Source organism: Kitasatospora sp. SC0581 (genome assembly GCF_048159585.1).
Taxonomy (GTDB): Bacteria; Actinomycetota; Actinomycetes; order Streptomycetales; family Streptomycetaceae; genus Kitasatospora.
In genome coordinates, this window is the sequence record NZ_JBLRWA010000023.1 from 99,881 (window position 1) to 125,247 (window position 25,367).

A 25,367-nucleotide genomic window follows, 5' to 3' on the forward strand; every position below is an offset into this window, starting at 1 on the left:
TGCCGACTCCTCTCACGCCTCAGCAAGGCGGATCGCATAGCGGATGTTGTCGAGTTCGCGGCGCCCGCGTCGCGAGACCTCCCGGCTATCCAACATCATGGGCAGCCGCTCGCGGAGGGCGTTGGCCAGGGTTCCGAAGCGCAACAGGTTCGGTCGCACCTGGAGCAGGGACCACAAGGTGTGAACGTTGAGCTCCACGTATCCATGCTGAGGTACGAGGCCCTCGGCAAGGTGTACCAGCAGCTTGTCACCTGACCACGGGCCCGGCTTCGACGCACCGATGAAGTCGTCGGAGAGTTCGAGGTACGCGACTTCGCCGATCCAGTACGCCCAGTAGTTGAGGTTCGCGATCGTGCCGGCCTCATCGGCAAGGGCCGTGTCGATGAAGTGGTTGATGCGGCCCCGGTCCCCGTGGCGGGCGGACACCATGGCGACGGAGCGGAAGTTGAGCCAACGGGTCAGCCAGTCCCCAGGTTGTTCGTTTCGCTGTTGCTGAGCGACCCACTCCCGCGTGTCCGTTCGATCGTCGTACCCCGCAAGGTAGAGCGCTTGCCTGCGGACGAGAAACTGGTCCGCTCCCCGCGCTTCGGCAGCGGTACGCCGGATGTTCGCGAAGAAGCACGCACGGTCGACGGCGGAGAGTTCCGGGCCTACCGGTACCGGCCCCCTTCGTGGACGTGGCGGGCTCGGAAGCAGGTGAATGGCCTTCGGCGCCACCCCGCTGAGAGGCCATGCCAGGATCTCGACAAGGTCTCTCCGCATCACCACTGATCCGATCAGACTCTCCCGGACGTGCTTCTCCTCCGCGAGCACGCCGGCCAGGAGAACGTCGGCCTCCAACGCCCGCTCCCATGTCTGGACGAGCGCGGGTGCTGTGCCCAGACGCAGGAGCCAACGGCCAAGCATGAGCACCTGTCCGACAGGCACGGCCGTGAGCGGACGTCGCCCGCTCTCCCACCCCGCGATCGTGTCCAATGAGACCGTCAGTCTCGCCGCGAACTCCTGCTGCGTGAGACCGAGCTGCTCTCGCATCACTCGGAAGACGTACCCGGCAATGCTGACCACGCGCGAGCGCGGAGGCATTCCCTGACCAACAGTCAGGGATTCTCTTGGGGTCGACCTCATGAAAGCCCTCAACTTCGGGAATTCGCGCCGGCATACCCGTACCGGCGGTCACTTCACGGCCTGGTCACTGCTCTGTAGCGTCTTGCATGCCAGAGCGACAGATCCTCCCCAACAACAATACACAGGAGGAAAGTTGAGCATCGTCACCAATCTCCACCCCATCGTCCCTTGGGGCTTCGAACGCATGATGCCCCTGCGCAACGGCGAGCCGTCACGGTGGCAGTACGCGGGCCTGGACCCGGAGACCCAGACCGGTCGATGGTTCGGTGAGGACGGGAGCATGACCCCTGCCGAACTCGGCAAGCACGGCACGTCCGTGAACACCTACCCGCCGACCCAGCAAGGCAAGGACGGCAAGGTGGACGGCGACTCCGGCCACGACGCTTCGCAGGACTGAGAGGGAGGACCATGAACGGACACCCGGTGCTCGTTTCCACCGAGCACGAGGACCCGACGGCCGATCTCGTCATCGCGGAGCTGAACCGGCGCCGGGTGCCCGTTCTGCGACTCGACCCCGGAAAGGATCTCCCCGGAATCGTCACCCTCGCGGCTCGATTCGGCGCCGACGGGCTGACGGGGGCGCTCCGCGTCGGCGACCGAGCGGCCGAACTCGGCAAGGTGCGCGCGCTCTACCACCGCCGGCCGAGCCCTCATCTTCCCGCCACCGAAGACCAGGCCGACCGCTTCTCGGCGCACGAGACGCGTCGAGGCCTGGGCGGTGTGCTCGCGGCACTGCCCGACTGCCTCTACCTGAGTCATCCACAGGCCATCGCCCGAGCCGAGTACAAACCCGAACAACTCAGCGTCGCAGCACGGTTCGGTCTCCCTGTACCTGAAACCTTGATCACCAACGATCCTGCCGTGGCAAGGTCGTTCACGTCCGGTCGGCCTACGATCTACAAGCCCCTCCATGCCGCCCCGTACCATGTCGGCGGTGAACCTGCGGGCATCTGGGCGGCAGTGGTCGACCCTGTGGACATCGACAATCGGGTGACCGGCTGCACCCACCTCTTCCAGGAACAGGTGCCCAAGGTCTTCGACGTCAGGGCGGTAGTGGTGGGCGATCAGGTGTTCTGCTCGCTGATCAGGGCCCCGGAGGGCGTGGTGGACTGGCGCAGCGCATACCGTTACCTCACCTATGAGGCGATCGGGTGCCCGGACTCGGTCCGTTCGGCTCTGTTGCTCTTCCTCAGCGAATTCGGCCTGAAGTTCGGCGCGTTCGACTTCGCGGTGACCGCCGATGGCGAGTGGTGGTTCCTGGAATGCAACCCCAACGGCCAGTGGGCATGGCTTGAGCACGCGGCCCAGCTGCCGATCACGACCGCGATTGCCGACCTTCTGGAAAATGGAGAGAGCGCATGATCGCCATGCCGTCCGAAGTCCTGCGGGCGAAGCTCGTCGCCCAGCTCAAGGATGAGGAAGTGATCCGCAGCCCCGAATGGGAGGCGGCGATGCTGTCCGTCCCACGTGAAGCGTTCCTCGCGGGCGGGTGGTTCGAGCATGACGGTGGCGGCTGGTATCGAGCCGCTTCGCTCGCCGACGAGCCGGAACTGATCCGGCGCGTGTACGAGGACGACAGCCTGGTGACTCAACTCGGCGGTGTGATCTTTCCGTTCCAGTTGGACGGGCGTCTGCTCCAGGCCCCCACGTCCTCCTCCACCATGCCGGGTCTCGTGGTCCGCATGCTTGAGGACCTCCAGGTGTCGGAAGACATGTCGGTCCTGGAGATCGGCACCGGAACCGGCTATTCCACCGCCCTACTGACGCACCTCCTCGGTGATGAGCAGGTGACCTCCATCGAGGTCGATCCGGACGTCTCCGCGCGGGCCGGCGCGGCTCTCGGGGGCCTCGGCTACTGGCCGAACCTCGTCGTCGGCGACGGGCTCGCGGGCCACCCCGAAGGTGCGCCGTACGACCGCTTGATCGCGACGTGCGAAGTACGCACCATCCCGGCACAGTGGATCGAGCAGATCAAACCCGGCGGTGTGATCCTGGCAACTGTGGGTGGCTGGATGCACTCCTCGGAGCTGGCCCGGCTCACTGTCCAGGCCGACGGGACAGCGGTCGGCCGGTTCCTCGGGGGCGGGATCTCGTTCATGTTCGCCCGGCCCCATCAGCCGCCACCCCTTGGATTGCTGCCCGATGTGGATTCCGGTGACTGCCGGGGAGCCATCTACGGACCGGAGATCCTGGAAGACTGGACGGCCCGCTTCGTCGCCCAGCTCGCCGCGCCGCAAGCCCAGAAGATCGTGCTGCACCGCGAGGGCCGGGACGAACACCTCCTGGTCGATGTCGAGGCCGGCTCCTGGGCCTTGTTGTCGCGGGCGGCGGACGGCTGGACGGTACGCCAGGAAGGCCCGGACCGGCTGTGGGACGACGTCGAGAGGCATGTCCAGCAGTGGCACGCGGACGGCGCGCCGCCGCTCGAGCGCTTCGAGGTCACGGTGACGCCGCGGGAACAGAGCATCAGCTGGGCGACAGCCCGGTCGTGAATTCCGTCATCGAGCTGAGCCGGAGGGCCGTGGTGGATCGCCGGGGATTCGTGGCCGCCTCCAGCGCGTACGCGCTCGCGACGGCGGGTCTGCCCGACCCCGTCGCCGTTCTGTGGCGTGCGCGGCTCACATCGGACGACAAGGTCCGGGTCGGCCGGGGCGAGGACACCGCCCTCGGCACCGTCCACCTCCGCCAGGACGCCGTCAACGACAGGCGGGCCCACCTCTACCGCCTCCGCGGCGTGCCCGGGGTAGCGGAACTGGACGAGCGCACCTCAGCACTGGAGTGACTGATGGAAGACTCGAATGAGCCGCTGGAATTGTGGGCTGCCTGCCGGGACGCTCTTCGCCGTCCAGTCGGCGATTTGAAGGCGGTCCGACTGGACGGCCGACAAGCCGCCTCTCACGTCGACCCGTCCGAACCTCGTCTGATCCTTCGATGGGATGGCGCGGAGTGGGTTCCTGAGACCGTTGCCGACGACTACCCCGCCGCCCAGCGCATCGTGCACGGCATCCGGGGCGACGGGAAGATGCTCTAGGGGAATGAAGCACGGTCTATCGCTCATACGCGGATGCGGCAGGGGAACTCGCCAGGCCCTGGTTGGTTCGAGAATCGCAGCGGCCGCCTCCTGGCGGATGCCGGGCTCAGTCCGTCAGTTCCCAGAGCAGCCGGTAGTAGGCGGTCCGGTCCGGGTCGGGGGCGATGCCGTAGGCGTCGAGCAGTGGCTCCTCCCAGCCCGGGCCGTAGTTCCACTGGGTGCTCCAGGTGGCGATGGCGAGGTCGGCCCAGCGGTCGGCGAGGCCGAGGGTGCCGAGGTCGACGTGGCCGGTGTGGGTGCCGTCGTCGCCGATCAGGGTGTTGGGGGCGCAGGCGTCGCCGTGGCAGACGACGAGGTGGTCGATCGGGGGGATGTCGGCGAGAGTGGCCAGGGCGCGTTCGACGGTGCCGTGGTGGCGCAGTTCCCCCGGCCAGTCGGCCGGGTCGGTGCGGCCCGCTTCCGCCTTGGCCCGGGCGTTCGTCAGGCGTGTTTCGGCGGACCAGTCGAAGGGGCAGTCCGCGACGGGCAGTGCGTCGTGGAGGGCCCGCAGGCCGGCGCCGATGGCGCGGACGGCGGTGGCGGGGTCGCGCTTCCAGTGGTCGTCCACGGCCGACCGGCCGGGCAGGCCCTGGGTGACGAGCCAGGATCCGGTTTCGTCGGCGCCCTCGCCGATGACCGGTGGCACCACGGCGAACCTCGCGGCCCAGCGCAGGCGGACCGCCTCCGCCGCGAGGTCGATGCCGCTGCCGCTGCCGCTGCCGGCCGGCGTCCACTTCACGAACTGGCGGGTGTCGCCGTGGCCGAGCTGGAAGGTCAGTCCGCCGAGTTCGTTCTCCCAGACGGCCCGGATCGGCCGTCCGGCCGCGAGCTCGGTGACGACGGGTGGCGGCTGGACGGGGCCCTGGGGCGCGGCGGCGATCATCCGCCCATTCTCACCGGGGCGGGCGGCACCCTGCCAACCGTTTTGCGGGGTTCCGCCGCTACCAGGCGGCGGCCCGGAGGACGTCCTGGGCGAGGTCCTCGACCGACCGGTCGTCGGTCGGGACGCGGACCGCGCCGGCGCCGGGATTTCCTGCCGCCGGGATCTCCCGCCGCCGGGAGGGCGGGGCGGCGGCGCTCCCGTTCCCGGGTACGCCGCCGTCCGGCCACCGCCCGTCGGTCTCAGCCGAGCGGCAGGGACTTGAACGCGCGGGCCTGCTCCGTGATGGCGCGTTCGGTGGGCAGCCGTTCCATCGAGGAGGCGCCGAAGAACCCGGCGATCCCGGTGGTGTGCTCCAGCACGAAGCGGGCGTCCTCGGGTTCGGCGATCGGGCCGCCGTGGCAGAGCACGATGATCTCCGGGTTGACCCGCTTCGCGGCGTCGTGCATCTCCTGTACGGCGGCCGCCGCCTGGTCGAGGGTGAGCGCGGTGGCCGCGCCGATGGAGCCCTTGGTGGTGAGCCCGACGTGCGGGACGAGCACGTCGGCGCCGGCCCGGGCCATGTCGGCGGCCTGCTCCGGGTCGAACACGTAGGGGGCGGTGAGCAGTTCGCGCTCGTGGGCCTGGCGGATCATGTCGACCTCCAGGCCGAAGCCCATCCCGGTCTCCTCCAGGTTCGCCCGGAACGTGCCGTCGATCAGTCCGACCGTGGGGAAGTTCTGCACCCCGGTGAAGCCGACGGCCTTCAGCTGGTCCAGGAAGTTGCCCATGATCCGGAACGGGTCGGTGCCGCACACCCCGGCGAGCACCGGCACCTCGCGGACCACCGGCAGGACCTCCCCCGCCATCTCCAGCACGATGGCGTTGGCGTCGCCGTACGGCATCAGGCCCGCCAGCGAGCCGCGGCCGGCCATCCGGTAGCGGCCCGAGTTGTAGATGATCAGCAGGTCGACGCCGCCGGCCTCCGCGCACTTGGCGGACAGGCCGGTGCCGGCGCCGGCGCCGATGACCGGCTTCCCTGCGGTGATCTGCGCGGTCAGGCGGGCCAGGGCTTCGGTGCGGTTCACGGGTGGGCTCCTCGTTCGGTGGGTGTCGTTCGGTGGGGGGATAACGGCAACGGGTCAGGCGTGCGCGGTGATCAGCTGGTGCAACCGGTCCGCGGCCGCGACGGCGAAGGCCGGGTCGTTCAGGTGGGCGTCCAGCTCGCGCAGTTCGACCGGGCCGCCGGCCAGCGCCGAGCGCAGCGCCGCCAGGCCGGCCCGGTCGGCGGCCGGGTCGTGGAACGGCCCGCCCGGCGCGTCCACGGCGGACACCCCGCCGAGCGGCCAGAGCACCGTCACCGGGCCGCGCGCCGCGTTGAGCTTGTGCCCGAGGTCGGCGCCGACGGCGGACATCTCCTCGGCGGTGGTGCGCATCAGGGTCACGGTGGGGTTGTGGACCAGCAGCCGGCGCTCGGCGAAGCGCTCCGGAACGGTCTCCCGGGGGCCGAAGTTGACCATGTCCAGCGCGCCCGGCGCGACCACCTGGGGGATGCCGGCCCGTCCGGCCGCGGTCAGCCGGTCGGGCCCGGCGCTGAGCACGCCGCCGACGAGTTCGTCCGCGAGTTCGGTGGTGGTCAGGTCCAGGACGCCGGCCAGGAAGCCGCCCGCGGCCAGCTTCTCCAGCGCCCGGCCGCCGGCCCCGGTGGCGTGGAACACCAGGACCTCGTAGCCGAGTTCGTCCAGGCGCTCGCGGGCGGCGTCGACCGCGGGCGTGGTCACGCCGAACATGCTGGCGCCGACCAGCGGGCGGCCGTGCGGACGCGGGGCGGCCAGCACCCGCTCGTGCCGGACGGCCATGCCCGCGGCGGCCGCCGCCGCGTTCCCGAGGATCAGCGAGGACACCGAGTTGATGCCCGCGACGTCCACCACGCTGTACATCAGGGTGACGTCGCTGCTGCCCACGTACGGTGCCACGTCCCCGCCCGCCATGGTGGACACCAGCAGCTTGGGCACGCCGACCGGCAGCGCCTGCATCGCGCGGGCCGCGATGGACGACCCGCCGCTGCCCGCCACCGCCAGGACGGCGTGCAGCCGGCCCGACCGGTACAGCTCGCCGACCAGCCGCTCTGCGCCCTGAGCCATCGCCGTCACGGCCGCCCCGCGGTCGCCCGCGGAGCGCAGCGCCGCCAGGTCGTGCCCGGCGGCCCGGGCGACCTCCTCCGGGCCGAGGTCGGCGGCGGGCGTGCCGGGGGGCGGCGGCAGCACGCCGGCGTCGACCATGACCACCTCGCAGCCGTCCTCCCGCAGCCGCTCGGCGAGCCACGCGTACTCCGCGCCCTTGGTGTCCAGTGTCCCGACCAGTACGACGGTCGCCATGTCCCTGCTCCTTTGAACGGACGGTGCCCCGATCATCCGGCGGGGCCGGGACGGCGGCAAAGACCACTTGCGGGCAAGTGGCCTGCCGTCGGCCCCGGTCACCGGGCCGGACGGCGGCCGGGGCCACCGGGGCATCATGGACGGCATGGACCGGATCCCCGCCACCCGCCTGTCGCGCCTGCTCACCGGCTGGGCCGCCGACGGTCCGGGGGCCCTGCCGCGGCTGCTCGCGGACGCGCTGCGCGAACTGGCCGAGCGCGGTGACGTGGCCCCCGGCACCGCGCTGCCCTCGCAGCGGGCGCTGGCCTCGGCCCTCGGGGTCAGCCGCTCCACCGTCACCTCCGCGTACGGGCTGCTGGAGGCGGAGGGGCGGTTGGAGAGCCGGCACGGCAGCGGCTCGCGGCTGCGCGCCTCGGGGGCGGTCGGCGAGCCCGTCGGCGAGGGGCGGCTCGCCAGTTTCGGCACCCGGGACGGCGTCGTCGACCTCTCCAGCGGGGCGCTGGAGGGCCTGCCCGCCGTGGCGGACGCCCTCGACTCGCTGTCCGGCCGGGACCTCGCCGCCGCACTCGCCGGTGACGGCTACCTCCCGTACGGGCTGCCGCGGCTGCGCGAGCTGCTGGCCGAGCAGTACCGCGCGGCCGGCCTGCCGACCTCGCCGGACCAGATCCTGGTCACGGCCGGGTCCCAGCAGGCGCTCTGGCTGATCACCCAGGGGCTGGTCGAGCCGGGCGACACCGTGGTCGTCGAGGACCCGACCTACCGGGGCGCCCTGGAGGCGCTGCGCGCCCGGGGCGCACGCCTGGTGCCGCTGCCCGCGTACGGCTCCCGCTCCGGCGCGGCCCGCGCCACCGACGTGCACGACGACGGGCCCGCCGCCCTGGCCCGGCTGACCGGCCGGATCCGCCCGCGCCTGGTGTACCTCCAGCCGGCCGTGCACAACCCGACCGGGCGCGCCATGAGCGGGCCGACCCGACGGGCCTGGGCCGCCGTCCTGGCCGAGCGCGGCCTGTACACCGTCGAGGACAACGCGTACGCGGAGCTGTCCCTGTCCGAGGACGGCGCGCCGCCCCCGCTCGCCGCACAGCTGCCGGACGGCACGACCGCGACCATCGGCACCCTCTCCAAGCTCTACTGGGGCGGCCTGCGGCTGGGCTGGATCCGCGCCTCCCGCCCGGTCATCCACCGCCTGGCCGAGCTCCGCAAGTCCGTCGACCTCTCCTGTCCGGTGGTGGAGCAGCTGCTCGCGGTGCGACTGCTCCAGGGGCTGCCGGAGGCGCGGGCCCGGCGCCGCGCGCAGCTGCGTGAGCGCCTCGCCGCGGCCGAGCGGCTGCTCACCGCGCAGGCGCCGCACTGGCGTTGGGAGCGGCCGGCCGGCGGCTCCGCGCTGTGGGTCGAGCTCCCCGGCACCGACGCCGAGGCCACCGCCCAACTGGCCCGCCGGGCCGGGGTGCTGGTGGTGCCCGGGCCCGCCTTCTCCGCCGTCGACGGCTTCCGCAGCCGCCTGCGGCTGCCGTTCGCCGCCCGGCAGGACCAGCACGACCCGCACGACCAGTACGACCGGTTGGCCGCCGCCCTGCCCGTCCTCCTGCACAGCGCCGACCGCGCCGGCCCGGTCCGCTGAGCCGCCGTACCCGCGGAACCGCCCGACCCGCCGACCAACGCCCCCGGCTCAGCGGCGGAGGGCCTGGCGGGTGCGGCGGGCGAGGCGGTGGGCGCGTTGGACGGCGACGAAGGCGGGCATGGAGTCGGCCTGGGTGAGCCGGTACTTGAGGCGGAGCTGGGGGCTGAGGCCGGCCTGGGCCTCGGGGCCGATGGCCCGGAGGAGCCGGGCGACGTGCTGCTGGTAGGCGGCGCGGTAGGCGCGGTCGCCGTCCGGGACGGTCCAGAAGAACATCGGGATCTCCTCGACCAGGCAGTTGCGGTCGTAGGCGCGCAGGTGCTCGGCGAAGGCGGGTTCGGGGCGGGCGAGCAGCCATTCGCGGACGAGTTCCATCGAGCGGACCCGGTCGACGACACCGCGCGGGTCGGTCTTCTTCTGGGTGATGGAGAGGTCGCCGTCCTCGCGCACCCGCCAGTGGTAGACCGGGTCGGCGAGCACGTCGACGCGTGCGGCGAGGAAGTGGTGGGGCACGCTGACCGGGGCGTCCTCGTACAGGATGCCCTCGGGGTACGTCAGGCCGGCGCCGTCGAAGAAGGAGCGCCGGTAGACCTTGTTCCAGGCGGTGCGGTCGGTGACGAGGGCGGGGGTCTCGCCGATGTGGGTGCGCAGCCGGGTCTCGTGGAACGGGCGGCGGTGGGCGTGCGAGGGGCTGAGGCCGGAGGTGCGCAACCGCAGGGCGTTGCCGGCGGCGAAGTCGGAGCCGGTCCCGTCGAGGGTGCTGATCATCAGCTGGTAGGCCTGCGGCGGCACGACGTCGTCGCTGTCGACGAAGGCCAGGTACTCGGTGCCGGGGGTGAGGTGGCGCCAGCCGGTGTTGCGGGCGGCGCCGAGGCCCTGGTTCCGCTGCCGGACCAGTCGGAAGCGCCCGTCCCGCTCGGTGTACTCCTCGGCGATGACGGGGCCGTCGTCGGTCGAGCCGTCGTCGACCAGGACGCACTCGAAGTCCTCGAACGTCTGGGCCGCGATCGAGTCCAGGCACTCCCCGAGGTAGCGCTCGACGTTGTAGATCGGGACGACGAGGGAGAGACGCGGGGCCATCGCACGGCCTTTCGCTCAGGACACGAGCGGACGGGCCGGGCGGCCGTCGACCGCCGGTCACCGACAGTGGCCCGAGCATACGGACCGTATGCGGCCCGCGGGCGAACGCCGGGTTGAATCGAGCGAGCGGAACGGTGCAATCACCGGTCCGCCGGGGCGTCGGCCGCGCCCGGCGTCAACCCGCCCGCGCGGGACGCCCCTTGGGGCGCAAGGGGAGGGCCCCGGACCGCCCGACCGGTCCGGGGCCCTCCGTCACCCGAACCGGGTCAGGCGCTCTTGACGGCCGCGAAGCGGTCCGAGACGTCCTGCCAGTTGACGACGTCCCACAGGCGGGTGACGTAGTCCGGGCGGACGTTGCGGTACTGCAGGTAGTAGGCGTGCTCCCAGGCGTCGAAGGCCAGCAGCGGGGTGGTGCCCTGGCCGACGTTGCCGTGGTGGTCGTAGACCTGCTCGACGATCAGGCGCTGGCCGAGCGGCTCCCAGGACAGGATGCCCCAGCCGGAGCCCTGCACGCCGGTGGTGGCGGTGGTGAGCTGCTTCTTGAAGGCGTCGAAGCTGCCGAAGTGCTCGGTGATGGCGTCGGCCAGCTCGCCCTCGGGGCGGTCGCCGCCCTCGGGCGAGAGGTTCTGCCAGAACAGCGAGTGCAGCACGTGGCCCGACAGGTGGAACGCGAAGGTCTTCTGCAGGCCGACCAGGCCGCCGAACTGCTCCTTGTCGCGGGCCTCGGCCAGCTGGTCCAGGGTGTCGTTGGCGCCCTTGACGTACGCGGCGTGGTGCTTGGAGTGGTGCAGCTCCAGGATCTCGGCCGACATCGCCCGCTCCAGCGCGGAGTAGTCGTACGGCAGGTCGGGAAGCGTGTAGGTGCCCATCAGGACACGGCCCCTTTCGGCGGGTTGAACGGTGGTGATCGTGCCGGGACAACACTATTGCGTATCAGTTGCAAGAACGAAGCATGGGCTCCTGCTTATTCCCGCACGTCCCGTCGGGCACAATGACCGCCGCTGACCACCCGTCCGGCCCAGCCGACTCGCCCCGCACGCCCGACCCGTCCGGCCTGCCCGGCCCGTACGCCCCGTCACCCCGGCGGCCCGTCACTCCGCCGCACCGGCGCCCCTCCGGCAACGTTTCGGTCTCGTAGACCGGCAATCCGTTCCCGGGGCTTCCCTCCGTGTTCGCCGTTGTGCCATTTTACATGTCACACAGCAAGGCCCGTGCGCCCCACGCAGCGCGGCCACCCCCACCCTCAACGGCCCCGGAGGCCCCCACAGATGCGTCCCTCCTCGATAGCGAAGGACGGCGCGCGCAGACTCCCTGCGCTCGGCACCGCCCTCCTCCTCTCGCTCGGCCTGTTCGCACCCGCGGCGCAGGCCGCCGCCCCCGCGGCCGCCCCGGCCGGTCAGCCCGCCACCTCGGCCGGCCAGACCGCCGCACCGCGCACGATCCCGGTGCCCAAGTCCCCCGACACCCCCAAGGACGCCCGTCCGCTGGTCTCGGACCCGCAGGCCAAGGCCACCGCCCCGACGGCGGGCAGCACCGTCGGCGCCGCCAGGTCGGCACGGGCGCTCACCGCCGCCGCCTGCGACGTCTCCGCCTTCACCGGCAAGTCCGGTGCCGCGCTGGTCCAGCAGGTCAAGGGGGCCGGGCTCGACTGCGTCAACACCCTGTTCACGCTGACCGGCAACGACGCCAAGGGTGCCTTCAACGAGGCCCAGATGGTGACCGTCGCCAACGCCCTGCGCGACACCGCCGCCACCTACCCCGGCGACAACTCCACCTCCGCCGGGCAGCTGGTGCTCTTCCTGCGGGCCGGCTACTACGTGCAGTGGTACAACAAGGACGTCGTGGGCCCGTACGGCACCGGCCTCCAGACCGCCATCCGCGGTGCGCTGGACGCCTTCTACGCCGCCCCGCACAGCAAGGACGCCACCGACGCCAACGGTGCCACCCTCGCCGAGGCCGTCACCCTGATCGACAGCGCCCAGGAGAACGCCCGCTACACCGGCGTCGTCAAGCGGCTGCTGAACGACTACACCGGCAGCTGGCCCGCCACGATGGCCACCGCCGTGGCCAACACCGAGACCGTCATCGAGCGCGGCTTCGACCTGCCGGAGTTCGTCTCCGCCCTCCAGGCCGACCCGACCTTCGCGACCACCGTGTCGTCCTTCGTCACCCGCAACAGCGGCCAGCTCAACGGCGGCGACACCGTCACCAAGATCGGCATCCAGCTCGGCAACCTGGTCGCCAACGACGCGCTGCGCGCCCAGGGCCGGCCGATCGTCAAGGACCTGATCAACCGCTACCCGCTGGTCGGCAACACCGGTCCGCTCACCATGAACCTGCTCTGGTTCACGGAGAAGAAGGACGCCGGCAACTGCTCCTACTACGGCACCTGTGACGTCCCGGCCAAGCTCGTGCCGCTGGTGCTCACCGTCGACCACACCTGCAACGCCAACCTGCGCATCCGCGCCCAGGACATGACCGCGCAGCAGCTCGCCGACACCTGCACCAGCCTGGTCAACCAGGACGCGTTCTTCCACAAGGTGGTCAAGGACAACGGCCCGGTCCCGAACGACAACAACACCAACCTCGAGGTCGTCGTCTTCGACGACTACTACAACTACAGCCTGTACGCCTGGGAGATGTACAAGATCGACGTCGACAACGGCGGCATGTACGAGGAGGGCAACCCGGCCACGGTCGGCAACCAGGCCCGCTTCATCGCCCACGAGGCCTCCTGGCTGCGCCCCCAGTTCCAGATCTGGAACCTCAACCACGAGTACACCCACTACCTCGACGGCCGCTACGACATGTACGGCGACTTCGAGGCCGGCATGACCACCCCGACCATCTGGTGGGTCGAGGGCCTCGCCGAGTACGTCTCCTACAGCTACCGCGGCGCCCACTACGACGACGCGGTCGCCCAGGCCGGCAAGGGCACCTACGCGCTGAGCACCCTGTTCGACACCACCTACGACAACGCGGACTCCACCCGGATCTACAACTGGGGCTACCTGGCCGTCCGCTACATGCTCCAGTCGCACCCGCAGGACGTCGACGCGCTGCTCGCCAAGTACCGCGCCGGTGACTGGAACGGCGCCCGCACCCTGCTGAAGACCACCATCGGCACCGCGTACGACGCCGACTTCGCCACCTGGCTCAAGGCCTGCGCCGCCGACAACTGCGGCTCGCTGCCCACCACCGAGCAGCCCAAGGCCCCGCTCTGCACCGCCACCGACGCCCGGCAGTACGACAAGAACTGCCGCCGCGACAACGTCGCCGCCACCACCGGGAACTACAGCTACAGCTTCCTGAACCTGCCGGCCGGCGTGAAGCAGCTGACCATCACCACCAGCGGGGGCACCGGCAACGCCGACCTCTACTACAACGCCGGCTCCTGGGCCACCACCGGCTCCGCCACGGCCAAGTCCGCCACCGGCGGCAACGGTGAGACCCTGACCATCACCAACCCGCCGGCCGGCTACGTCTTCTTCAGCCTCTACGCCCAGCAGGGCTTCGGCGGCGTCACGGTCACCACGACCTACAACTGACACCGACGCCCCACGACCGACCGACTGCCGCAGGCAGCAGGGCCCCGCGACTTCGCGGGGCCCTTTCGCTTTCCCGTTCCGACCCCCCCGCCCGGGGATATCCAGGGGTTATAACGATTCGGCCATCGAATAGGCCGTCAACGGCCCGTAAGAGATCGCATATTCCTCTGCCGAGGGGGTGTCCGGGCGGCGAAGTTTCGGTTAGTGTCCATGAACAGATCAACCGGTTCGGCCTCCGGCAACGGAATGCCGAATATCTCTGACGGCTCGGGTGCGGCATTCTCGCCACACCCGCCAATCCCCGGAATGGAGAGTTAGTCATGAAGATGGTCAAGGCGCTCGTCAAGAAGTTCAAGAAGAACGACGACCTCGCGAACCACGCGTGGGTGCTGCACGTTATCTAACGTGTCCAGCCGCTGGCGGGGGCCGGGTCGGCCGTGCCCCCGCCGGCGCCACGGCGCGTCCGGGATTCCTCCGCGCGCCACGCCGAACACACTGACCTGCCATTTCGCATTGGAGGCCGGATTCCCGTGGAAGAAATGGCGACGGCAACCGCGCGCAGCCGTTCCCTCGTGTTCGCCCCGAGGATTCAGGAGCTGCTGGCCAGGGACGAGAAGGTGTTCCGGATCGACCCGTCGAAGGTCGGCGTCTCGGACTCCCGGCTGATGGCCGAAATCGTCGCGGCCCGCCCCGTCCTTTCCACCGAGCGATCGGTCTACAAGCCCGCCGCCGGCTCCGACATCCCCCACGACAGCGCGACGCGCACCATCCGCGCACTGGGGCAGGACGCCATGGCGGGCATCCGCAAGCCGCCGCCCCCGGCGCGCGGCATGGCCGGCTCCTGGCCCTACGCGGGCACCTCCTACCTGCGCCGCTGGCTGTTCTCCGACGACCCGCTGCCGGTCTCCCTGCTGTCGAAGCGCGGCATCACCCGCTCCGACACCCTCTCCCGGCTCGTCGACCGCGCCGTCACCGCCTGGCCCGGCTCGGCCGACCAGGACGGGGGCACCGAACTGGCCGGACTGATCCGCGGCGCCGACGAGACGCTGGAACGCAAGCAGGCCATCGCGATGTACCGGCGGGCGACGGCCACCCTCTGCGACGGCGTGGCCGCCCTGGCCGGCAACGCCCTGTGGCTCATGGGCCCGGAACGGGACCGGCCGGAGCACCGCGCCGAGCTCACCGACGTCCTCTGGGAGACCCTGCGCCTGCTCCCGCCCGCCTGGATGCTCTACCGCAACGGCGGCGCGGCGTACACCGAACTCCACCCCGAGATCCGGCCCGAGGACGACGTCGCGCTCTTCCCGCTGCTGATGCACCGCCACCCCGACTACTGGTCCGACCCGCTGGACTTCCGCCCCGAGCGCTGGGACGGCGTCGCGGACCCGGAGAAGACACCCGGGTTCATGCCCTTCGGCTTCGACGGCGCCCGCTGCTGGGCCAAGCACCTGATCGTGCCGCTGGCCGAGCAGCTGCTGACCGCGGCCCTGGACAACCGGCTGGTCGTCCACAGCCCGCGGCAGGACGCGCAGGTGCCGCTGCGCTCCCTGCTCGCCGTACGGTTCGAGGCGCGGGTCCGGGCCTGACGCCCCGGCGCCGCCTCCGGAACACCCCCGCCGCCCCGGAAGACCCCTGACACCACGGGACACACCATGGAATCGCCCACACTGGCCGACTGGGTCGGCGACGTCGACGGCTTCACCGGCCGCCAGTGGCAGCGCGAGCCCGCGCTCTTCCCCCGGAAGGCCCCGGAGGCGCCCGCCTCGCCCGCTGCGCCCGCCTCGCCCTTCGACCTCGACGAACTCGACGCCGCCTTCGACGGCGGGCTGCTGCGCACGCCCTACCTGGAGATGGTCCGCTCCGACAAGGTGACCATCCCGCCGGAGGCCTTCACCACCTCGCGCACCGTCAACGGCACGGCGCACCACGGCTTCGCGGACCGCGCGAAGGTGCTCGCCCAGCTGCGCCGCGGGGCGACCCTGCTGCTGCGCTGCGTCGACCAGTGGCACCGCCCGACCGGCGAACTGGTGGCCCGACTGTCCGAGGAGCTCGACCGGCGGGTGGAGGCCTTCTTCTTCGTCACCCCGGCCGGCGCCCAGGGCCTCGCCGTGCACCGCGACGACGCCGACGTGTTCGTCCTCCAGGCCGCCGGACGCAAGACCTGGTACGTCCACGACGCGCCGACGACGGCGGACTGGCGGCTCGGCGAACTCCCCGAGGACGAGCGCTCCCCGCTGCGCCTGCACGGCGTCCTGGAACCCGGCGGCGTGCTCTACATCCCGCGCGGCTTCGCCCACCGGGCGGTCGGCGCCGGGGGCCTGTCCGCCCACCTGTCGCTGACCGTCCGCGACCTCTCCGTCCAGGACCTGCGCACCGCCCTGGAAGGGCAGTTGGCCGAAGGCCTCGGCCTGCCCGCCCGCCCGCTCGGCGAGCCAGCGATCACCGACGCCTGCGCCGCCCTGCTCGCCCACGCCCGGACGAGGCTCGACGCGCTCGGACCGGAGGACCTCCTGCGCGCCGCCCGCGCCGCCCGGACCGGCACCCCCCACGCCCCGGCAGCCCCGGCCGAACCCGCGGAAACCCTCACCGAGGCCGCCCGCACCTGGGAGTCCGCCACCCCCGCCGACGGCCGCTCCGGGCTCGCCTCCGTCGGCCGCACCTGGCGCCGCCTGCGCGGAGCGGCCGGGTAGCCTGCGGCGACGGCAGCGACAGCCCGGTGCGAGGAATCCGCCTCGATGATCTGATCGACCGACAGGATGCCTCGGACTGACTGACGTTCGACCAGCGAAGCCGCCCCGACTCGACGACCCTCTCCGTTCCGGGCAGCGCTGGGGCAGACTGCTCACCATGCGATCAGAAGATCAGAGGGACGTCCTGCCCAAGCCCGTCCTGCCGGACGTCGCCGCCGCCCGCGCGATCGGTCCCGAGGCCGCGGTGGAGGCCCGCTGGGAGGGGATCGTCCTGTCCTGGGAATGGCTCCAGCAGGACATCGGGCACGGCCCCGGCAGCTGCCACGACGGCCTGGTGCGGCTGCTGAAGGCCGCCCGCGCCGAGCCACGGCTGGGCCGGCTCTTCCCCTGGACCAGCCACCACGACCTGCACTTCAGCCTGTCGACCTCGGCCCCGTGGACCGCCGCGGGCGTACCGTTCGCCGTTCCGCTGGACGGCGGCGGCTACCAGGTCCGCGGCCAGGGCGGCGCCGGGGTGCTCGGCACGCCCGCCACCCCGGAGGAGGCCGTCGCCCTGCTCGTCGAACACCTCCCGCCGGACCTCGGGCCGGTGTTCAACCACCCGGCGGACGAACCGCGCTGAGGCCGCCGGGGTGGCAGCGCCCCGCACCGGGGGTCACGATGGAAGCCCGGCCACCTCCGGCCCCGGCCCGATCGGAGCGCGATGAGCGACCAGCACAACGTCGTCCTGCTGACCTTCCCCGACGCCGCCGCCTGGCGCCCGGCCTTCGACGAGGCGCAGCACCTGCCGGGCCTGCGGATGGTGGCGGCGATGGAGCGCAGCGCCGACGGGCTGCTGGAGGTCGCGGACACCTTCACCCGGGGCGCGGGGGTGGCGACCGTCGGCTCGGGTGTGCTGGGCGGCCTGATCGGGCTGCTCGGCGGGCCGGTCGGCGTGCTGCTGGGCTTCGCGGCCGGCGCGGCGCTCGGCAACGCGGCCGAGGAGCACCAGGCGAGCGAGGGCGGCGCCGGGCTGATCATGCTCTCGCCCCGGGTGCCGGACGGCGGGGCGCTGCTCGCCGTGGAGCTCCGGGAGTCCTCGCCCGCCCCGGCGGACGAGCTGGCCGCCCGGCACGGGGCCTCGGTCGAGCGGATCGACGCGCGCGAGTTCGCCGAGCGGGTCCGGGCGGCCGAGCAGAAGGCGGACGACGCGGGGGCCTCCTGAGCCGCGGGGGCCGTACGGGACCGGGCGTCCGGTTCCGTACGGCCCCCGCCGTCACTCCGCCCGTAGCGCGTCCACGGTGCGTGCCCGCGCCGCCCGTACGGCCGGGAGCAGCGCGCCGAGCAGGGCGATCGGCACCCCGCCGAGGCCGAGCAGGACCAGCGCCGGGGTGCCGAAGACGTCCAGCGCGGCGGGCGGGAAGTTCAGCCCGGCGCTGCGGCCCATCGCGGGCACCGTCAGGCCGTGCAGCAGCAGCCCCACCGGCAGGCCGATCGCGCCGCCGACGGCACCGGTCAGCAGGACCGAGGCGAGGACGACGCCCACGGTCTGGGCCGGGGTCATGCCGAGCGCCTTGGCGACGCCGGTGTCCCGGGTGCGCTCGCGGATCTCCAGGACGACGGTGTTGAACACCCCGAGCCCCGCGACCACGAGCAGCAGCAGGGTGAGCGTGGCGGTGAGCGAGTTCAGGGCGGCGATCGAGCCGCTGGAGCCGTGCGGCCCGCCGGTGTCGGCGGTCATGTGTGCCGGGGCGAGCGCGGCGGTGAGGGCGGCGGCGTAACCGGCGCGGTCGGTGCCCGGCTTCAGCTTGACGAACCAGAAGTCGGGGGTCGGGGCCGTGCCGGGCGGGTAGCTGCCGGCGTCAGTGAGCAGTTCGTTGGTCTGCACGTGCGGGTCGAAGACCTCGCCGACGATCCGGACGGTGACGGCCCGGCCGTGGGTCGTGAAGGTCACCTGGTCTCCGAGGTTGACGGAGGCCTCGGTCAGGAAGGTGGACGGGGCGACGGCCTCGCCCGGGCCCCGGTACCAGCGGCCGCTGACCATCTTGTAGCCCGCCCGGGAGGAGTCGCCGTCGAAGGCGGTCACCGTGGTGGCGCCGGCCACCCCGGGGACGGTGACGTCCTCGGTGCCGTTGCCGAGGTACCCGGCGGTGCCCGGCTGGGCGTCCAGTGCGGCGGTGACCACGGCCCGGTCGGCCGGGACGGGCCCGGCCGGCGCCGTTCCGGGCGGGCCGTCCGGCCGGACCGGGTGCACCGCGACGTCCCCCGCGTCGCGGGTCTTCGCCTCCTGCACCCAGCTCATCGTCCCGCCCATGCCCACCGCGAAGACGGCCGCCGCCGTGCCGAACAGCACCGCCGCGAGCATTCCGGCCGCGCGGGCCGGGCGGGCGAAGGGCTGGGCGAGGCCGAGGCTGAGCGGCCGGGGCAGCGGCAGCCGGGCGGCCAGCGCGGCGGCGCGGGCGGCCAGGACGTCCCGCCGGGTGCCGCCCGCGGTCCGGCCGACGGCGAGCGCGTCCACCGTGCGCAGCCGGCCGGCCCGGGCGGCGGCGGCCCAGGCGACCAGCGCGACGGCGGCCAGGGTGCCGCCGGCCACCGCGACGTCCACCCAGGGGGCGAGGCCGGAGGTGTCGGTGCCGTACAGCGAGCCGGTGGTGGCGAGCACCGGGACGGTCAGCGCGTTGCCCACGACGACCCCGAGCAGGGTGCCGGCGGCGGCCGGGACCAGCGCCTGGGCGACGTACGCCCGCACCACCTGGGCGGGGGTGCAGCCGAGCGCCTTGAGCACGCCGATCCGGCGGGTGGCGGTGCCGACCGCGCCGGCCACCACATTGCCCGCGACCAGCACGGACATCGCCATGCCGAGCAGGCCGAAGGCGACCATGAAGGGCAGGAACAGCGCGGTGTTGCGGTCCGAGCCCTGTTTGGCGGTGAGCCAGGACTGGGCGCCGGTGAGCGCCCCGGCGGGGGCGGCGGCGGTGACGGCGGCCCGGTCGGCGGCCATGGCGTCGGCGCTGCCGGCGTCGCTGAAGCGGTAGAGCATCTGGTAGCCGGGGGTGCTGCCGGGCGCGGTGAGGGCGGTGACGGTCTCCGGGGTCACCCAGGCGTCGGCGGTACGGCTGACGGAGCGGGCGAGGCCGACGACCTTGAGGGTCGGCGCCCCCGGCAGGCCGGGCACCCGCAGGCTGCCGCCCAGGCCCCTCGGCTGGTCGTGGTATCCGGCGTCGATTACCACCTCGCCCGGCCGCTGCGGCCAACTCCCTTGGACCAGGGTGACGTTGTCGACGCCGACGGCGGCCGAGCCACGCCCGGCGACGGTCATCGGCCCCATCGTCACCCCGGGCGGCATGCCCAGGCCGGGGCCCGGCTCGGGGTCGACGGTGACGGTGCGGTACGGCCCGGCCGCGGCCGCCACCCCGGGGGCGTGCGCGGTGGCGGCGAGCTGGTCGGCGCTCGCCCTGGCGCCGTCGAAGCGCGCGGTGAGGTGGGCGCCGCGCTGGTGGTCGAAGGCCTGGTCGAAGGGGTCCTGGGAGGCGACCAGCAGCGAGCCGCCGAGGACGGAGCAGGTGGTGGCCACCAGGGCGGCCAGCCCGACCGCGACGGACTGCGTCCGGCGCCTGCGCACACCGGCCCGGACGACCCTGCCGAGCGCGCTCATGCCGTCACCGCCGGGCCCGGAGCCGTACCCGAAGTCGAAGCCCCGGCCGCAGCCGAAGCCACGTCCAGCCCCGAAGTCGACCCCGGACCCGAGTCCGCCTCGACCCGGCCGTCCCGCATCCGCACGGTGCGGGTGGCGCAGTCCACGGCCAGGGTCAGGTCGTGGGTGACGAGCAGGACGGTCTGCCCGTCCTCGTGCAGTTCCCGGAACAGCTCCTTGACGTCCTCGCCCGAGGCCGAGTCCAGCGCCCCGGTCGGCTCGTCCGCCAGCAGCAGTGTCGGCCGGTTCATCAACGCCCTTGCCACCGCGACGCGTTGGCGCTCACCTCCGGAGAGCCGGCCCGGGTGGGCGCGGGCATGCCGGTCGATGCCGAGGCTCTCCAGCAGTTCGGCGGCCCGACGCCGGGCCTCGGCACGCGGGACGCCGGCCAGTTCGCCGGCCAGCACCACGTTGTCGGCCACGGTGAGGTCGTCCAGCAGGTTGAAGAACTGGAACACCATGCCGATCGTGCCGCGCCGGTAGCGGGCCGAGGCCGCCTCGCCCAGCCGGTCCACCCGCACCCCGGCCACGGTGACCGTCCCGGCGCTCGGCCGGTCCAGTCCGGCGACCAGGTTCAGCAGGGTGGACTTCCCGCTGCCGGACGGGCCGAGCACGGCCACCGACTCCCCCGCCCGCACGCTCAGCGTGACCCCGTCCAGGGCCGCCCGGGCGCCCTCGTAGTGACGGCTCACCCCGTTCAGTTCGATCACCGGATCGCCGCTCATGTCCCCGCTCCTCGTCGTTGCCCGCCTGGTGACGAGGACGAAGGTACGAACGGGCGGCCCGCGCCCGCGTCAGCCGTCCGCCGCACCATCGCTACCGCGTCCGGCGGACCCGGGCGCGACGTCATCCTTCCGACGTAGTCGCCGGGTGTACCCGTCGCCCGCCACCCGCGGGGCTGTCCCCCGGCGCCCGCGGCCCCCACAATGTCCCGGTGATCAACCATCCGACGGTGCGGCGGCTGCGCGCGGCGGTCCGGCTGGCCGGCGGCCCGGGCATACCGCCGCCGCCCCGGCCGACCCGGCGCGGCCTGGCCTTCGACCTGGCCCTGGCCCTCTTCCTCGCGCTCACCGGCGGGCGCTACGCGACCATCGCGCAGAACCCCGGCCATCCGGACCGGCACGGCCTGTTACTGCTGCTGGTGCCGCTCGTCCCGCTGCCGCTGGTGCTGCGCCGGCGCCACCCGCTGGCGGTGCTCTGGGTGGTCCTGCCCGCCGCGCTGCTGGTCCGGCACGAGTCGGAGGACATCGCGTACGCGGCGGGCGTGGCGGTGATCGTCGCCGCGTACAGCGCCGCCGCGTACGGGCGCCGAGCGACGGCCCTGCTGCTGAGCCTGCCGGCCGCGACCGCCGCCCTCGTGGTGCTCTTCGCCGCGGCCAAGCTGCCGCACTTCCCCAACGGGGTGATGGCCGTCCTGGTCCTGGTGCCGGTGTTCGCGGTCGCCTACGAACTGCGGATGTGGCGCCGCCGGGTGGACGAGGGGCGGGAGCGGCTCTCCGCCCTGGAGCGCGGGCAGCTGGCCGCGCTGGAGCGCGCGGTGGAGCTCGAACGGGCCCGGATCGCCCGGGAGTTGCACGACGTCGTCACCCACAACGTGAGCATGATGACGATCCAGGCCGGGGCGGCCCGCAAGATCCTGGACACCGCCCCGGACAAGGCCCGCGAGGCGATGGCCGCGGTGGAGTCCGGCGGGCGCGCGGCGATGACCGAACTGCGGCACGTGATGGGCCTGTTGACCATCGACTCGGAGAGCGCCGGCGACCCGGCCGCCGGGGCCGACCTCAGCCCGCAGCCGGGCCTCGGCCGCCTGGAGGCGCTGGTCCACGGCGTCCGGCAGGCCGGGCTGCCGGTCGAGCTGACCGTCCGCGGCGAGCGCCGGCCCGTCCCGCCCGGGGTCGAGCTGGCCGCCTACCGGGTGGTCCAGGAGGCGCTCACCAACACCGTCAAGCACGCGTCCGGCGCCGACGCCGCGGTGACCGTCGAGTACGCCCCCGAGCGGCTGCTGGTCGAGGTCACCGACACCGGCGGCCGCCCCACCGGCGCCGCCGCCACCGGCAACGGACGCGGCCTGCTCGGCCTGCGCGAACGCCTCGCCGTCTACGGCGGCACCCTGCACACCGGCCCCCGGCCGCGCGGCGGCTACCGCGTCAAGGCCCTTGTCCCCCTGGAGAGTTCATGAACGAGCAGCCGCTGCGGGTGGTGGTCGCCGACGACCAGGCCCTGGTCCGCACCGGGTTCCGGCTGATCCTGGAGTCGGAGGGCATCGACGTGGTGGCCGAGGCCGAGGACGGCGAACAGGCCGTCGCCGCCGTCCGGCGCACCAGGCCGGACGTGGTGCTGCTGGACATCCGGATGCCCGGCCTGGACGGGCTGGAGGCCGCCCGCCGGATCCTGGCGGACGGGGCGCGGCAGCCGCCCCGGATCATCATGCTGACCACCTTCGACCTCGACCACTACGTCTACGCGGCGATGGCCGCCGGGGCCAGCGGCTTCCTGCTGAAGGACGTCACCCCGGAGCACCTGGCGGCCGCCGTCCGGCTGGTCCGCACCGGGGACGCACTGCTCGCCCCGGCGATCACCCGCCGCCTGGTCGAGCGCTTCGCCCGCCCGGACGACCCGGGCGCCGCCGCCGTCGCCCCGCACCGGGAGCTGGGCACGCTCACCCCGCGCGAGCTGGAGGTGATGGCGCTGCTCGCCCGCGGCCTCAGCAACGCCGAACTCGCCGCCCGGCTGGGGCTGTCCGAGGCGACGGTGAAGACGCACGTGGCCCGGATCCTCGGCAAGCTGGGCCTGCGGGACCGGGCCCAGGTGGTGGTCGCGGCGTACGAGACCGGGCTGGTCAGCGTCGGGTCCGCGGCCGAGGGGCGGTAACGCGTGGCGGGATCCCGGGGGTTGACGCCCCCGGGCTCCCGCCGTGCCGGCCGCGTCAGCCGCGGGTGCGGATCACGCCAGGTCGAAGCGGTCCGCGTTCATGACCTTGGCCCAGGCCGCGACGAAGTCCTCGACGAACTTCTCCTTGGCGTCGTCGCTCGCGTACACCTCGGCGACGGCCCGCAGTTCGGCGTTCGAGCCGAAGACCAGGTCGGCGCGGGTGCCGGTCCACTTCACCCGGCCCGACTCGTCCCGGCCCTCGAAGGTGTGCGCGTCCTCCGAGGTGGCCTTCCAACTGGTGCCCAGGTCCAGCAGGTTGACGAAGTAGTCGTTCGTCAGCACGCCCGGCGTCCCGGTGAGCACCCCGTGCGCGGACCCGCCGTGGTTGGCGCCCAGCACGCGCAGGCCGCCGACCAGCACGGTCAGCTCGGGGGCGCTGACGCCCAGCAGGTTGGCCTTGTCGAGCAGCAGGTACTCGGCCGGCAGCCGGTTGCCCTTGCCGACCCAGTTGCGGAAGCCGTCCGCCTTGGGCTCCAGCGCGGCGAAGGACTCGGTGTCGGTCAGCTCCTGCGGCGCGTCCACCCGGCCGGGCTCGAACGGCACCTCGACGGCCAGGCCGGCCGCCTTCGCGGCCTGCTCGACGCCGACGCCGCCGGCCAGCACCACCAGGTCCGCGAGCGAGACCTGCTTCCCGCCGGCCTGCGCGTTGAACTCCCGCTGGACGCCCTCCAGGGCGCGCAGCACCGTGGCCAGCCGGTCGGGCTCGTTGACCTCCCAGCCGATCTGCGGCTGGAGCCGGATGCGGCCGCCGTTGGCGCCGCCGCGCTTGTCGCTGGAGCGGAACGAGGAGGCGGCCGCCCAGGCGGTGGAGACCAGCTCGGACACCGACAGGCCGGTGGCGGTGATCCGCCGCTTGAGGTCGGCGACGTCGGCCGCGCCGATCCGCTGGTAGGTGACCTCCGGCAGCGGGTCCTGCCAGAGCAGGTGCTCGGCGGGGACCTCCGGGCCGAGGTAGCGGACGACCGGGCCCATGTCGCGGTGGGTCAGCTTGTACCAGGCGCGGGCGAAGGCGTCGGCGAACTCCTCCGGGTTCTCCAGGAAGCGCCGGGAGATCGGCTCGTAGACCGGGTCGAAGCGCAGCGAGAGGTCGGTGGTGAGCATGTTCGGGGCGTGCCGCTTGCCCGGGACGTGTGCGTCCGGCACGGTGCCCTCGCCGCCGCCGTCCTTGGGCTTGTACTGCCAGGCGCCGGCCGGGCTCTTGGTGAGCTCCCACTCGTAGCCGAACAGCGTCTCGAAGAAGCTGTTGTCCCAGGTGATCGGGGTGGCCGTCCAGGTGACCTCCAGACCGCTGGTGATCGCGTCGGCGCCCACGCCGGTGCGGAAGCTGCTCTTCCAGCCGAGGCCCTGCTGCTCCATGGGGGCGGCCTCGGGGTCCGGGCCGACGTTGTCGGCCGGGCCGGCGCCGTGGGTCTTGCCGAAGGTGTGGCCGCCGGCGATCAGCGCGACGGTCTCCTCATCGTTCATCGCCATCCGGTAGAAGGTCTCGCGGATGTCGCGGGCGGCGGCGAGCGGGTCGGGGTTGCCGTTGGGGCCCTCGGGGTTGACGTAGATCAGGCCCATCTGGACGGCGGCCAGCGGGTTCTCCAGCTGGCGGTCGCCGGTGTAGCGCTCGTCGCCGAGCCAGGTGGTCTCGGGGCCCCAGTAGACGTCCTCGTCCGGCTCCCACTCGTCGACCCGGCCGCCGCCGAAGCCGAAGGTCCGGAAGCCCATGCCCTCCAGGGCCACGTTGCCGGACAGGATGATCAGGTCGGCCCAGGACAGGGCGCGCCCGTACTTCTTCTTCACCGGCCACAGCAGGCGGCGGGCCTTGTCCAGGCTGGCGTTGTCCGGCCAGCTGTTCAGCGGGGCGAAGCGCTGCTGGCCGCCGCCGGCGCCGCCGCGGCCGTCGCTGATCCGGTAGGTGCCGGCGCTGTGCCAGGCCATCCGGATGATGAAGGGGCCGTAGTAGCCGAAGTCGGCCGGCCACCAGTCCCGCGACGTGGTGAGGGCCTCCTGGATGTCCCGCTTGACGGCCGGGAGGTCGAGGGTCTTGAAGGCCTCGGCGTAGTCGAACTCCGCGCCGAGCGGATTGGCCACGGCGGGATTCTTCGCGAGGATCTTCAGATTGAGCCGTTCCGGCCACCACTGGCGGTTCCCGCCGCCCTGGGTGGGGTGCGGCGCGCGCCCGTGGTTCACCGGGCAGCCCTCCGCGTTCGCCTCTACGCCGGTTGCATCGTGGTTGTCAGACATGGGAATCCTTCCCTCACAAGGCGGATCACGGTGTCTTCATCTGCTACCTAGGCACCTACTGCTGCGGTCTGGCCTGGTGCGCCCCGTGGTGTTCCCGCTCGGCACCGCGTACGGCGGTGACGGGAGTCACGTGCTGCTGCTGTCCAGGCTAGCGCCGGAGCCGATC

The 25,367-nt window shown here is 72.9% G+C and carries 22 protein-coding genes; 13 read left to right on the forward strand and 9 right to left on the reverse strand.

Translation table 11 applies throughout. The annotated features are described in order from the left end of the window. Positions 1–12: 12 nt before the first annotated feature. Positions 13–1,083 (reverse strand): helix-turn-helix domain-containing protein, encoded by a 1,071-nt coding sequence (locus ACLWS4_RS27990; RefSeq protein WP_416875539.1) that lies wholly within the window; start codon positions 1,081–1,083, stop codon positions 13–15. A gap of 175 nt (positions 1,084–1,258) precedes the next feature. On the opposite strand from ACLWS4_RS27990, the gene tgmA reads away from it, so the two are divergent. The 5 genes from tgmA to ACLWS4_RS28015 are packed head-to-tail and all read left to right on the forward strand — an operon-like array spanning position 1,259 to position 4,156. After that, positions 1,259–1,522, forward strand: coding sequence for a putative ATP-grasp-modified RiPP (tgmA, locus tag ACLWS4_RS27995; RefSeq protein ID WP_234348235.1), 264 nt, complete (start codon positions 1,259–1,261; stop codon positions 1,520–1,522). 11 nt (positions 1,523–1,533) lie between these two features. Further along, positions 1,534–2,487 (forward strand): ATP-grasp ribosomal peptide maturase, encoded by a 954-nt coding sequence (tgmB, locus tag ACLWS4_RS28000; RefSeq protein ID WP_416875540.1) that lies wholly within the window; start codon positions 1,534–1,536, stop codon positions 2,485–2,487. Then, positions 2,484–3,617 (forward strand): ATP-grasp peptide maturase system methyltransferase, encoded by a 1,134-nt coding sequence (gene tgmC / locus ACLWS4_RS28005; protein WP_416875541.1) that lies wholly within the window; start codon positions 2,484–2,486, stop codon positions 3,615–3,617. The genes tgmB and tgmC overlap by 4 nt, the downstream gene beginning before the upstream one ends. A gap of 32 nt (positions 3,618–3,649) precedes the next feature. After that, positions 3,650–3,907, forward strand: a complete 258-nt coding sequence (locus tag ACLWS4_RS28010; protein ID WP_416875542.1) for a hypothetical protein — start codon at positions 3,650–3,652, stop codon at positions 3,905–3,907. Between the two features lie 3 nt (positions 3,908–3,910). Then, positions 3,911–4,156 (forward strand): DUF6087 family protein, encoded by a 246-nt coding sequence (locus ACLWS4_RS28015; RefSeq protein WP_416875543.1) that lies wholly within the window; start codon positions 3,911–3,913, stop codon positions 4,154–4,156. 106 nt (positions 4,157–4,262) lie between these two features. Here the strand turns inward: ACLWS4_RS28015 and ACLWS4_RS28020 are convergent, their stop codons facing one another. The 3 genes from ACLWS4_RS28020 to ACLWS4_RS28030 form a co-directional block, all read right to left on the reverse strand. After that, entirely contained in the window at positions 4,263–5,078 is an 816-nt protein-coding gene (locus ACLWS4_RS28020) for an aminoglycoside 3'-phosphotransferase (protein ID WP_416875544.1), read from the reverse strand. A 239-nt stretch (positions 5,079–5,317) separates the two neighbouring features. Further along, positions 5,318–6,142: a phosphoenolpyruvate hydrolase family protein gene (locus ACLWS4_RS28025; protein ID WP_416875545.1), complete on the reverse strand. Its 825-nt coding sequence runs from the start codon at positions 6,140–6,142 to the stop codon at positions 5,318–5,320. A gap of 54 nt (positions 6,143–6,196) precedes the next feature. Next, positions 6,197–7,432: a Tm-1-like ATP-binding domain-containing protein gene (locus tag ACLWS4_RS28030; protein ID WP_074002547.1), complete on the reverse strand. Its 1,236-nt coding sequence runs from the start codon at positions 7,430–7,432 to the stop codon at positions 6,197–6,199. 145 nt (positions 7,433–7,577) lie between these two features. Here ACLWS4_RS28030 and ACLWS4_RS28035 point away from each other — a divergent pair, with 145 nt between their 5' ends. After that, on the forward strand, positions 7,578–9,053 hold the full coding sequence (locus ACLWS4_RS28035) for a PLP-dependent aminotransferase family protein (RefSeq protein ID WP_416875546.1): 1,476 nt from the start codon (positions 7,578–7,580) through the stop codon (positions 9,051–9,053). 48 nt (positions 9,054–9,101) lie between these two features. Here ACLWS4_RS28035 and ACLWS4_RS28040 read toward each other — a convergent pair whose 3' ends face one another. Then, positions 9,102–10,130: a glycosyltransferase family 2 protein gene (locus ACLWS4_RS28040; RefSeq protein ID WP_416875547.1), complete on the reverse strand. Its 1,029-nt coding sequence runs from the start codon at positions 10,128–10,130 to the stop codon at positions 9,102–9,104. A 266-nt stretch (positions 10,131–10,396) separates the two neighbouring features. After that, positions 10,397–10,999 carry a superoxide dismutase gene (locus tag ACLWS4_RS28045; RefSeq protein ID WP_049649981.1) on the reverse strand — a complete coding sequence of 201 codons (603 nt, stop codon included), beginning with the start codon at positions 10,997–10,999 and terminating at the stop codon, positions 10,397–10,399. Positions 11,000–11,398: 399 nt separating this feature from the next. Between ACLWS4_RS28045 and ACLWS4_RS28050 the strand changes: the two genes are divergently transcribed. The 5 genes from ACLWS4_RS28050 to ACLWS4_RS28070 all read left to right on the forward strand — a co-directional run bounded on the left by ACLWS4_RS28050 (position 11,399) and on the right by ACLWS4_RS28070 (position 17,572). Then, positions 11,399–13,678, forward strand: a complete 2,280-nt coding sequence (locus ACLWS4_RS28050) for a M9 family metallopeptidase (RefSeq protein ID WP_416875548.1) — start codon at positions 11,399–11,401, stop codon at positions 13,676–13,678. A 539-nt stretch (positions 13,679–14,217) separates the two neighbouring features. Then, the gene (locus ACLWS4_RS28055; protein WP_416875549.1) at positions 14,218–15,264 is read left to right on the forward strand and encodes a cytochrome P450; all 1,047 of its coding nucleotides are present in this window, start codon (positions 14,218–14,220) and stop codon (positions 15,262–15,264) included. 66 nt (positions 15,265–15,330) lie between these two features. Beyond that, a complete protein-coding gene (locus ACLWS4_RS28060; protein WP_416875550.1) occupies positions 15,331–16,368 on the forward strand; it encodes a JmjC domain-containing protein in 1,038 nt (345 codons plus the stop codon). Positions 16,369–16,525: 157 nt separating this feature from the next. Further along, positions 16,526–16,990 (forward strand): DUF6193 family natural product biosynthesis protein, encoded by a 465-nt coding sequence (locus tag ACLWS4_RS28065; RefSeq protein WP_416875551.1) that lies wholly within the window; start codon positions 16,526–16,528, stop codon positions 16,988–16,990. Between the two features lie 81 nt (positions 16,991–17,071). Next, positions 17,072–17,572 carry a histidine kinase gene (locus ACLWS4_RS28070; protein WP_388045176.1) on the forward strand — a complete coding sequence of 167 codons (501 nt, stop codon included), beginning with the start codon at positions 17,072–17,074 and terminating at the stop codon, positions 17,570–17,572. A 51-nt stretch (positions 17,573–17,623) separates the two neighbouring features. Here the strand turns inward: ACLWS4_RS28070 and ACLWS4_RS28075 are convergent, their stop codons facing one another. After that, the gene (locus ACLWS4_RS28075) at positions 17,624–20,002 is read right to left on the reverse strand and encodes an FtsX-like permease family protein (protein ID WP_416875552.1); all 2,379 of its coding nucleotides are present in this window, start codon (positions 20,000–20,002) and stop codon (positions 17,624–17,626) included. After that, positions 19,999–20,766 carry an ABC transporter ATP-binding protein gene (locus ACLWS4_RS28080; RefSeq protein ID WP_416875553.1) on the reverse strand — a complete coding sequence of 256 codons (768 nt, stop codon included), beginning with the start codon at positions 20,764–20,766 and terminating at the stop codon, positions 19,999–20,001. The genes ACLWS4_RS28075 and ACLWS4_RS28080 overlap by 4 nt, the downstream gene beginning before the upstream one ends. A gap of 209 nt (positions 20,767–20,975) precedes the next feature. Here ACLWS4_RS28080 and ACLWS4_RS28085 point away from each other — a divergent pair, with 209 nt between their 5' ends. Together ACLWS4_RS28085 and ACLWS4_RS28090 are read left to right on the forward strand one after the other, a co-directional pair. After that, complete coding sequence (locus ACLWS4_RS28085; RefSeq protein WP_416875554.1) at positions 20,976–22,220, forward strand: sensor histidine kinase; 1,245 nt, start codon at positions 20,976–20,978, stop codon at positions 22,218–22,220. Beyond that, on the forward strand, positions 22,217–22,912 hold the full coding sequence (locus tag ACLWS4_RS28090) for a response regulator (protein WP_387966907.1): 696 nt from the start codon (positions 22,217–22,219) through the stop codon (positions 22,910–22,912). Before ACLWS4_RS28085 ends, ACLWS4_RS28090 begins: the two co-directional genes overlap by 4 nt. A gap of 72 nt (positions 22,913–22,984) precedes the next feature. Here ACLWS4_RS28090 and katG read toward each other — a convergent pair whose 3' ends face one another. After that, positions 22,985–25,201, reverse strand: a complete 2,217-nt coding sequence (gene katG, locus ACLWS4_RS28095) for a catalase/peroxidase HPI (RefSeq protein WP_416875555.1) — start codon at positions 25,199–25,201, stop codon at positions 22,985–22,987. Between the last annotated feature and the right edge of the window lie 166 nt (positions 25,202–25,367).

Excerpts from the sequence above, each read along its gene's own strand:
- ACLWS4_RS28050 (WP_416875548.1), top strand. The coding sequence starts at position 11,399 with ATGCGTCCCTCCTCGATAGCGAAGGACGGCGCGCGCAGACTCCCTGCG.
- ACLWS4_RS28055 (WP_416875549.1), top strand. The coding sequence starts at position 14,218 with ATGGCGACGGCAACCGCGCGCAGCCGTTCCCTCGTGTTCGCCCCGAGG.
- ACLWS4_RS28065 (WP_416875551.1), top strand. The coding sequence starts at position 16,526 with ATGCGATCAGAAGATCAGAGGGACGTCCTGCCCAAGCCCGTCCTGCCG.
- ACLWS4_RS28040 (WP_416875547.1), bottom strand. The coding sequence starts at position 10,130 with ATGGCCCCGCGTCTCTCCCTCGTCGTCCCGATCTACAACGTCGAGCGC.
- ACLWS4_RS28035 (WP_416875546.1), top strand. The coding sequence starts at position 7,578 with ATGGACCGGATCCCCGCCACCCGCCTGTCGCGCCTGCTCACCGGCTGG.
- ACLWS4_RS27990 (WP_416875539.1), bottom strand. The coding sequence starts at position 1,083 with ATGCCTCCGCGCTCGCGCGTGGTCAGCATTGCCGGGTACGTCTTCCGA.
- katG (WP_416875555.1), bottom strand. The coding sequence starts at position 25,201 with ATGTCTGACAACCACGATGCAACCGGCGTAGAGGCGAACGCGGAGGGC.
- ACLWS4_RS28080 (WP_416875553.1), bottom strand. The coding sequence starts at position 20,766 with ATGAGCGGCGATCCGGTGATCGAACTGAACGGGGTGAGCCGTCACTAC.
- ACLWS4_RS28060 (WP_416875550.1), top strand. The coding sequence starts at position 15,331 with ATGGAATCGCCCACACTGGCCGACTGGGTCGGCGACGTCGACGGCTTC.
- tgmC (WP_416875541.1), top strand. The coding sequence starts at position 2,484 with ATGATCGCCATGCCGTCCGAAGTCCTGCGGGCGAAGCTCGTCGCCCAG.
- ACLWS4_RS28070 (WP_388045176.1), top strand. The coding sequence starts at position 17,072 with ATGAGCGACCAGCACAACGTCGTCCTGCTGACCTTCCCCGACGCCGCC.
- ACLWS4_RS28045 (WP_049649981.1), bottom strand. The coding sequence starts at position 10,999 with ATGGGCACCTACACGCTTCCCGACCTGCCGTACGACTACTCCGCGCTG.
- ACLWS4_RS28075 (WP_416875552.1), bottom strand. The coding sequence starts at position 20,002 with ATGAGCGCGCTCGGCAGGGTCGTCCGGGCCGGTGTGCGCAGGCGCCGG.
- ACLWS4_RS28030 (WP_074002547.1), bottom strand. The coding sequence starts at position 7,432 with ATGGCGACCGTCGTACTGGTCGGGACACTGGACACCAAGGGCGCGGAG.
- ACLWS4_RS28015 (WP_416875543.1), top strand. The coding sequence starts at position 3,911 with ATGGAAGACTCGAATGAGCCGCTGGAATTGTGGGCTGCCTGCCGGGAC.
- ACLWS4_RS28020 (WP_416875544.1), bottom strand. The coding sequence starts at position 5,078 with ATGATCGCCGCCGCGCCCCAGGGCCCCGTCCAGCCGCCACCCGTCGTC.
- tgmB (WP_416875540.1), top strand. The coding sequence starts at position 1,534 with ATGAACGGACACCCGGTGCTCGTTTCCACCGAGCACGAGGACCCGACG.
- ACLWS4_RS28090 (WP_387966907.1), top strand. The coding sequence starts at position 22,217 with ATGAACGAGCAGCCGCTGCGGGTGGTGGTCGCCGACGACCAGGCCCTG.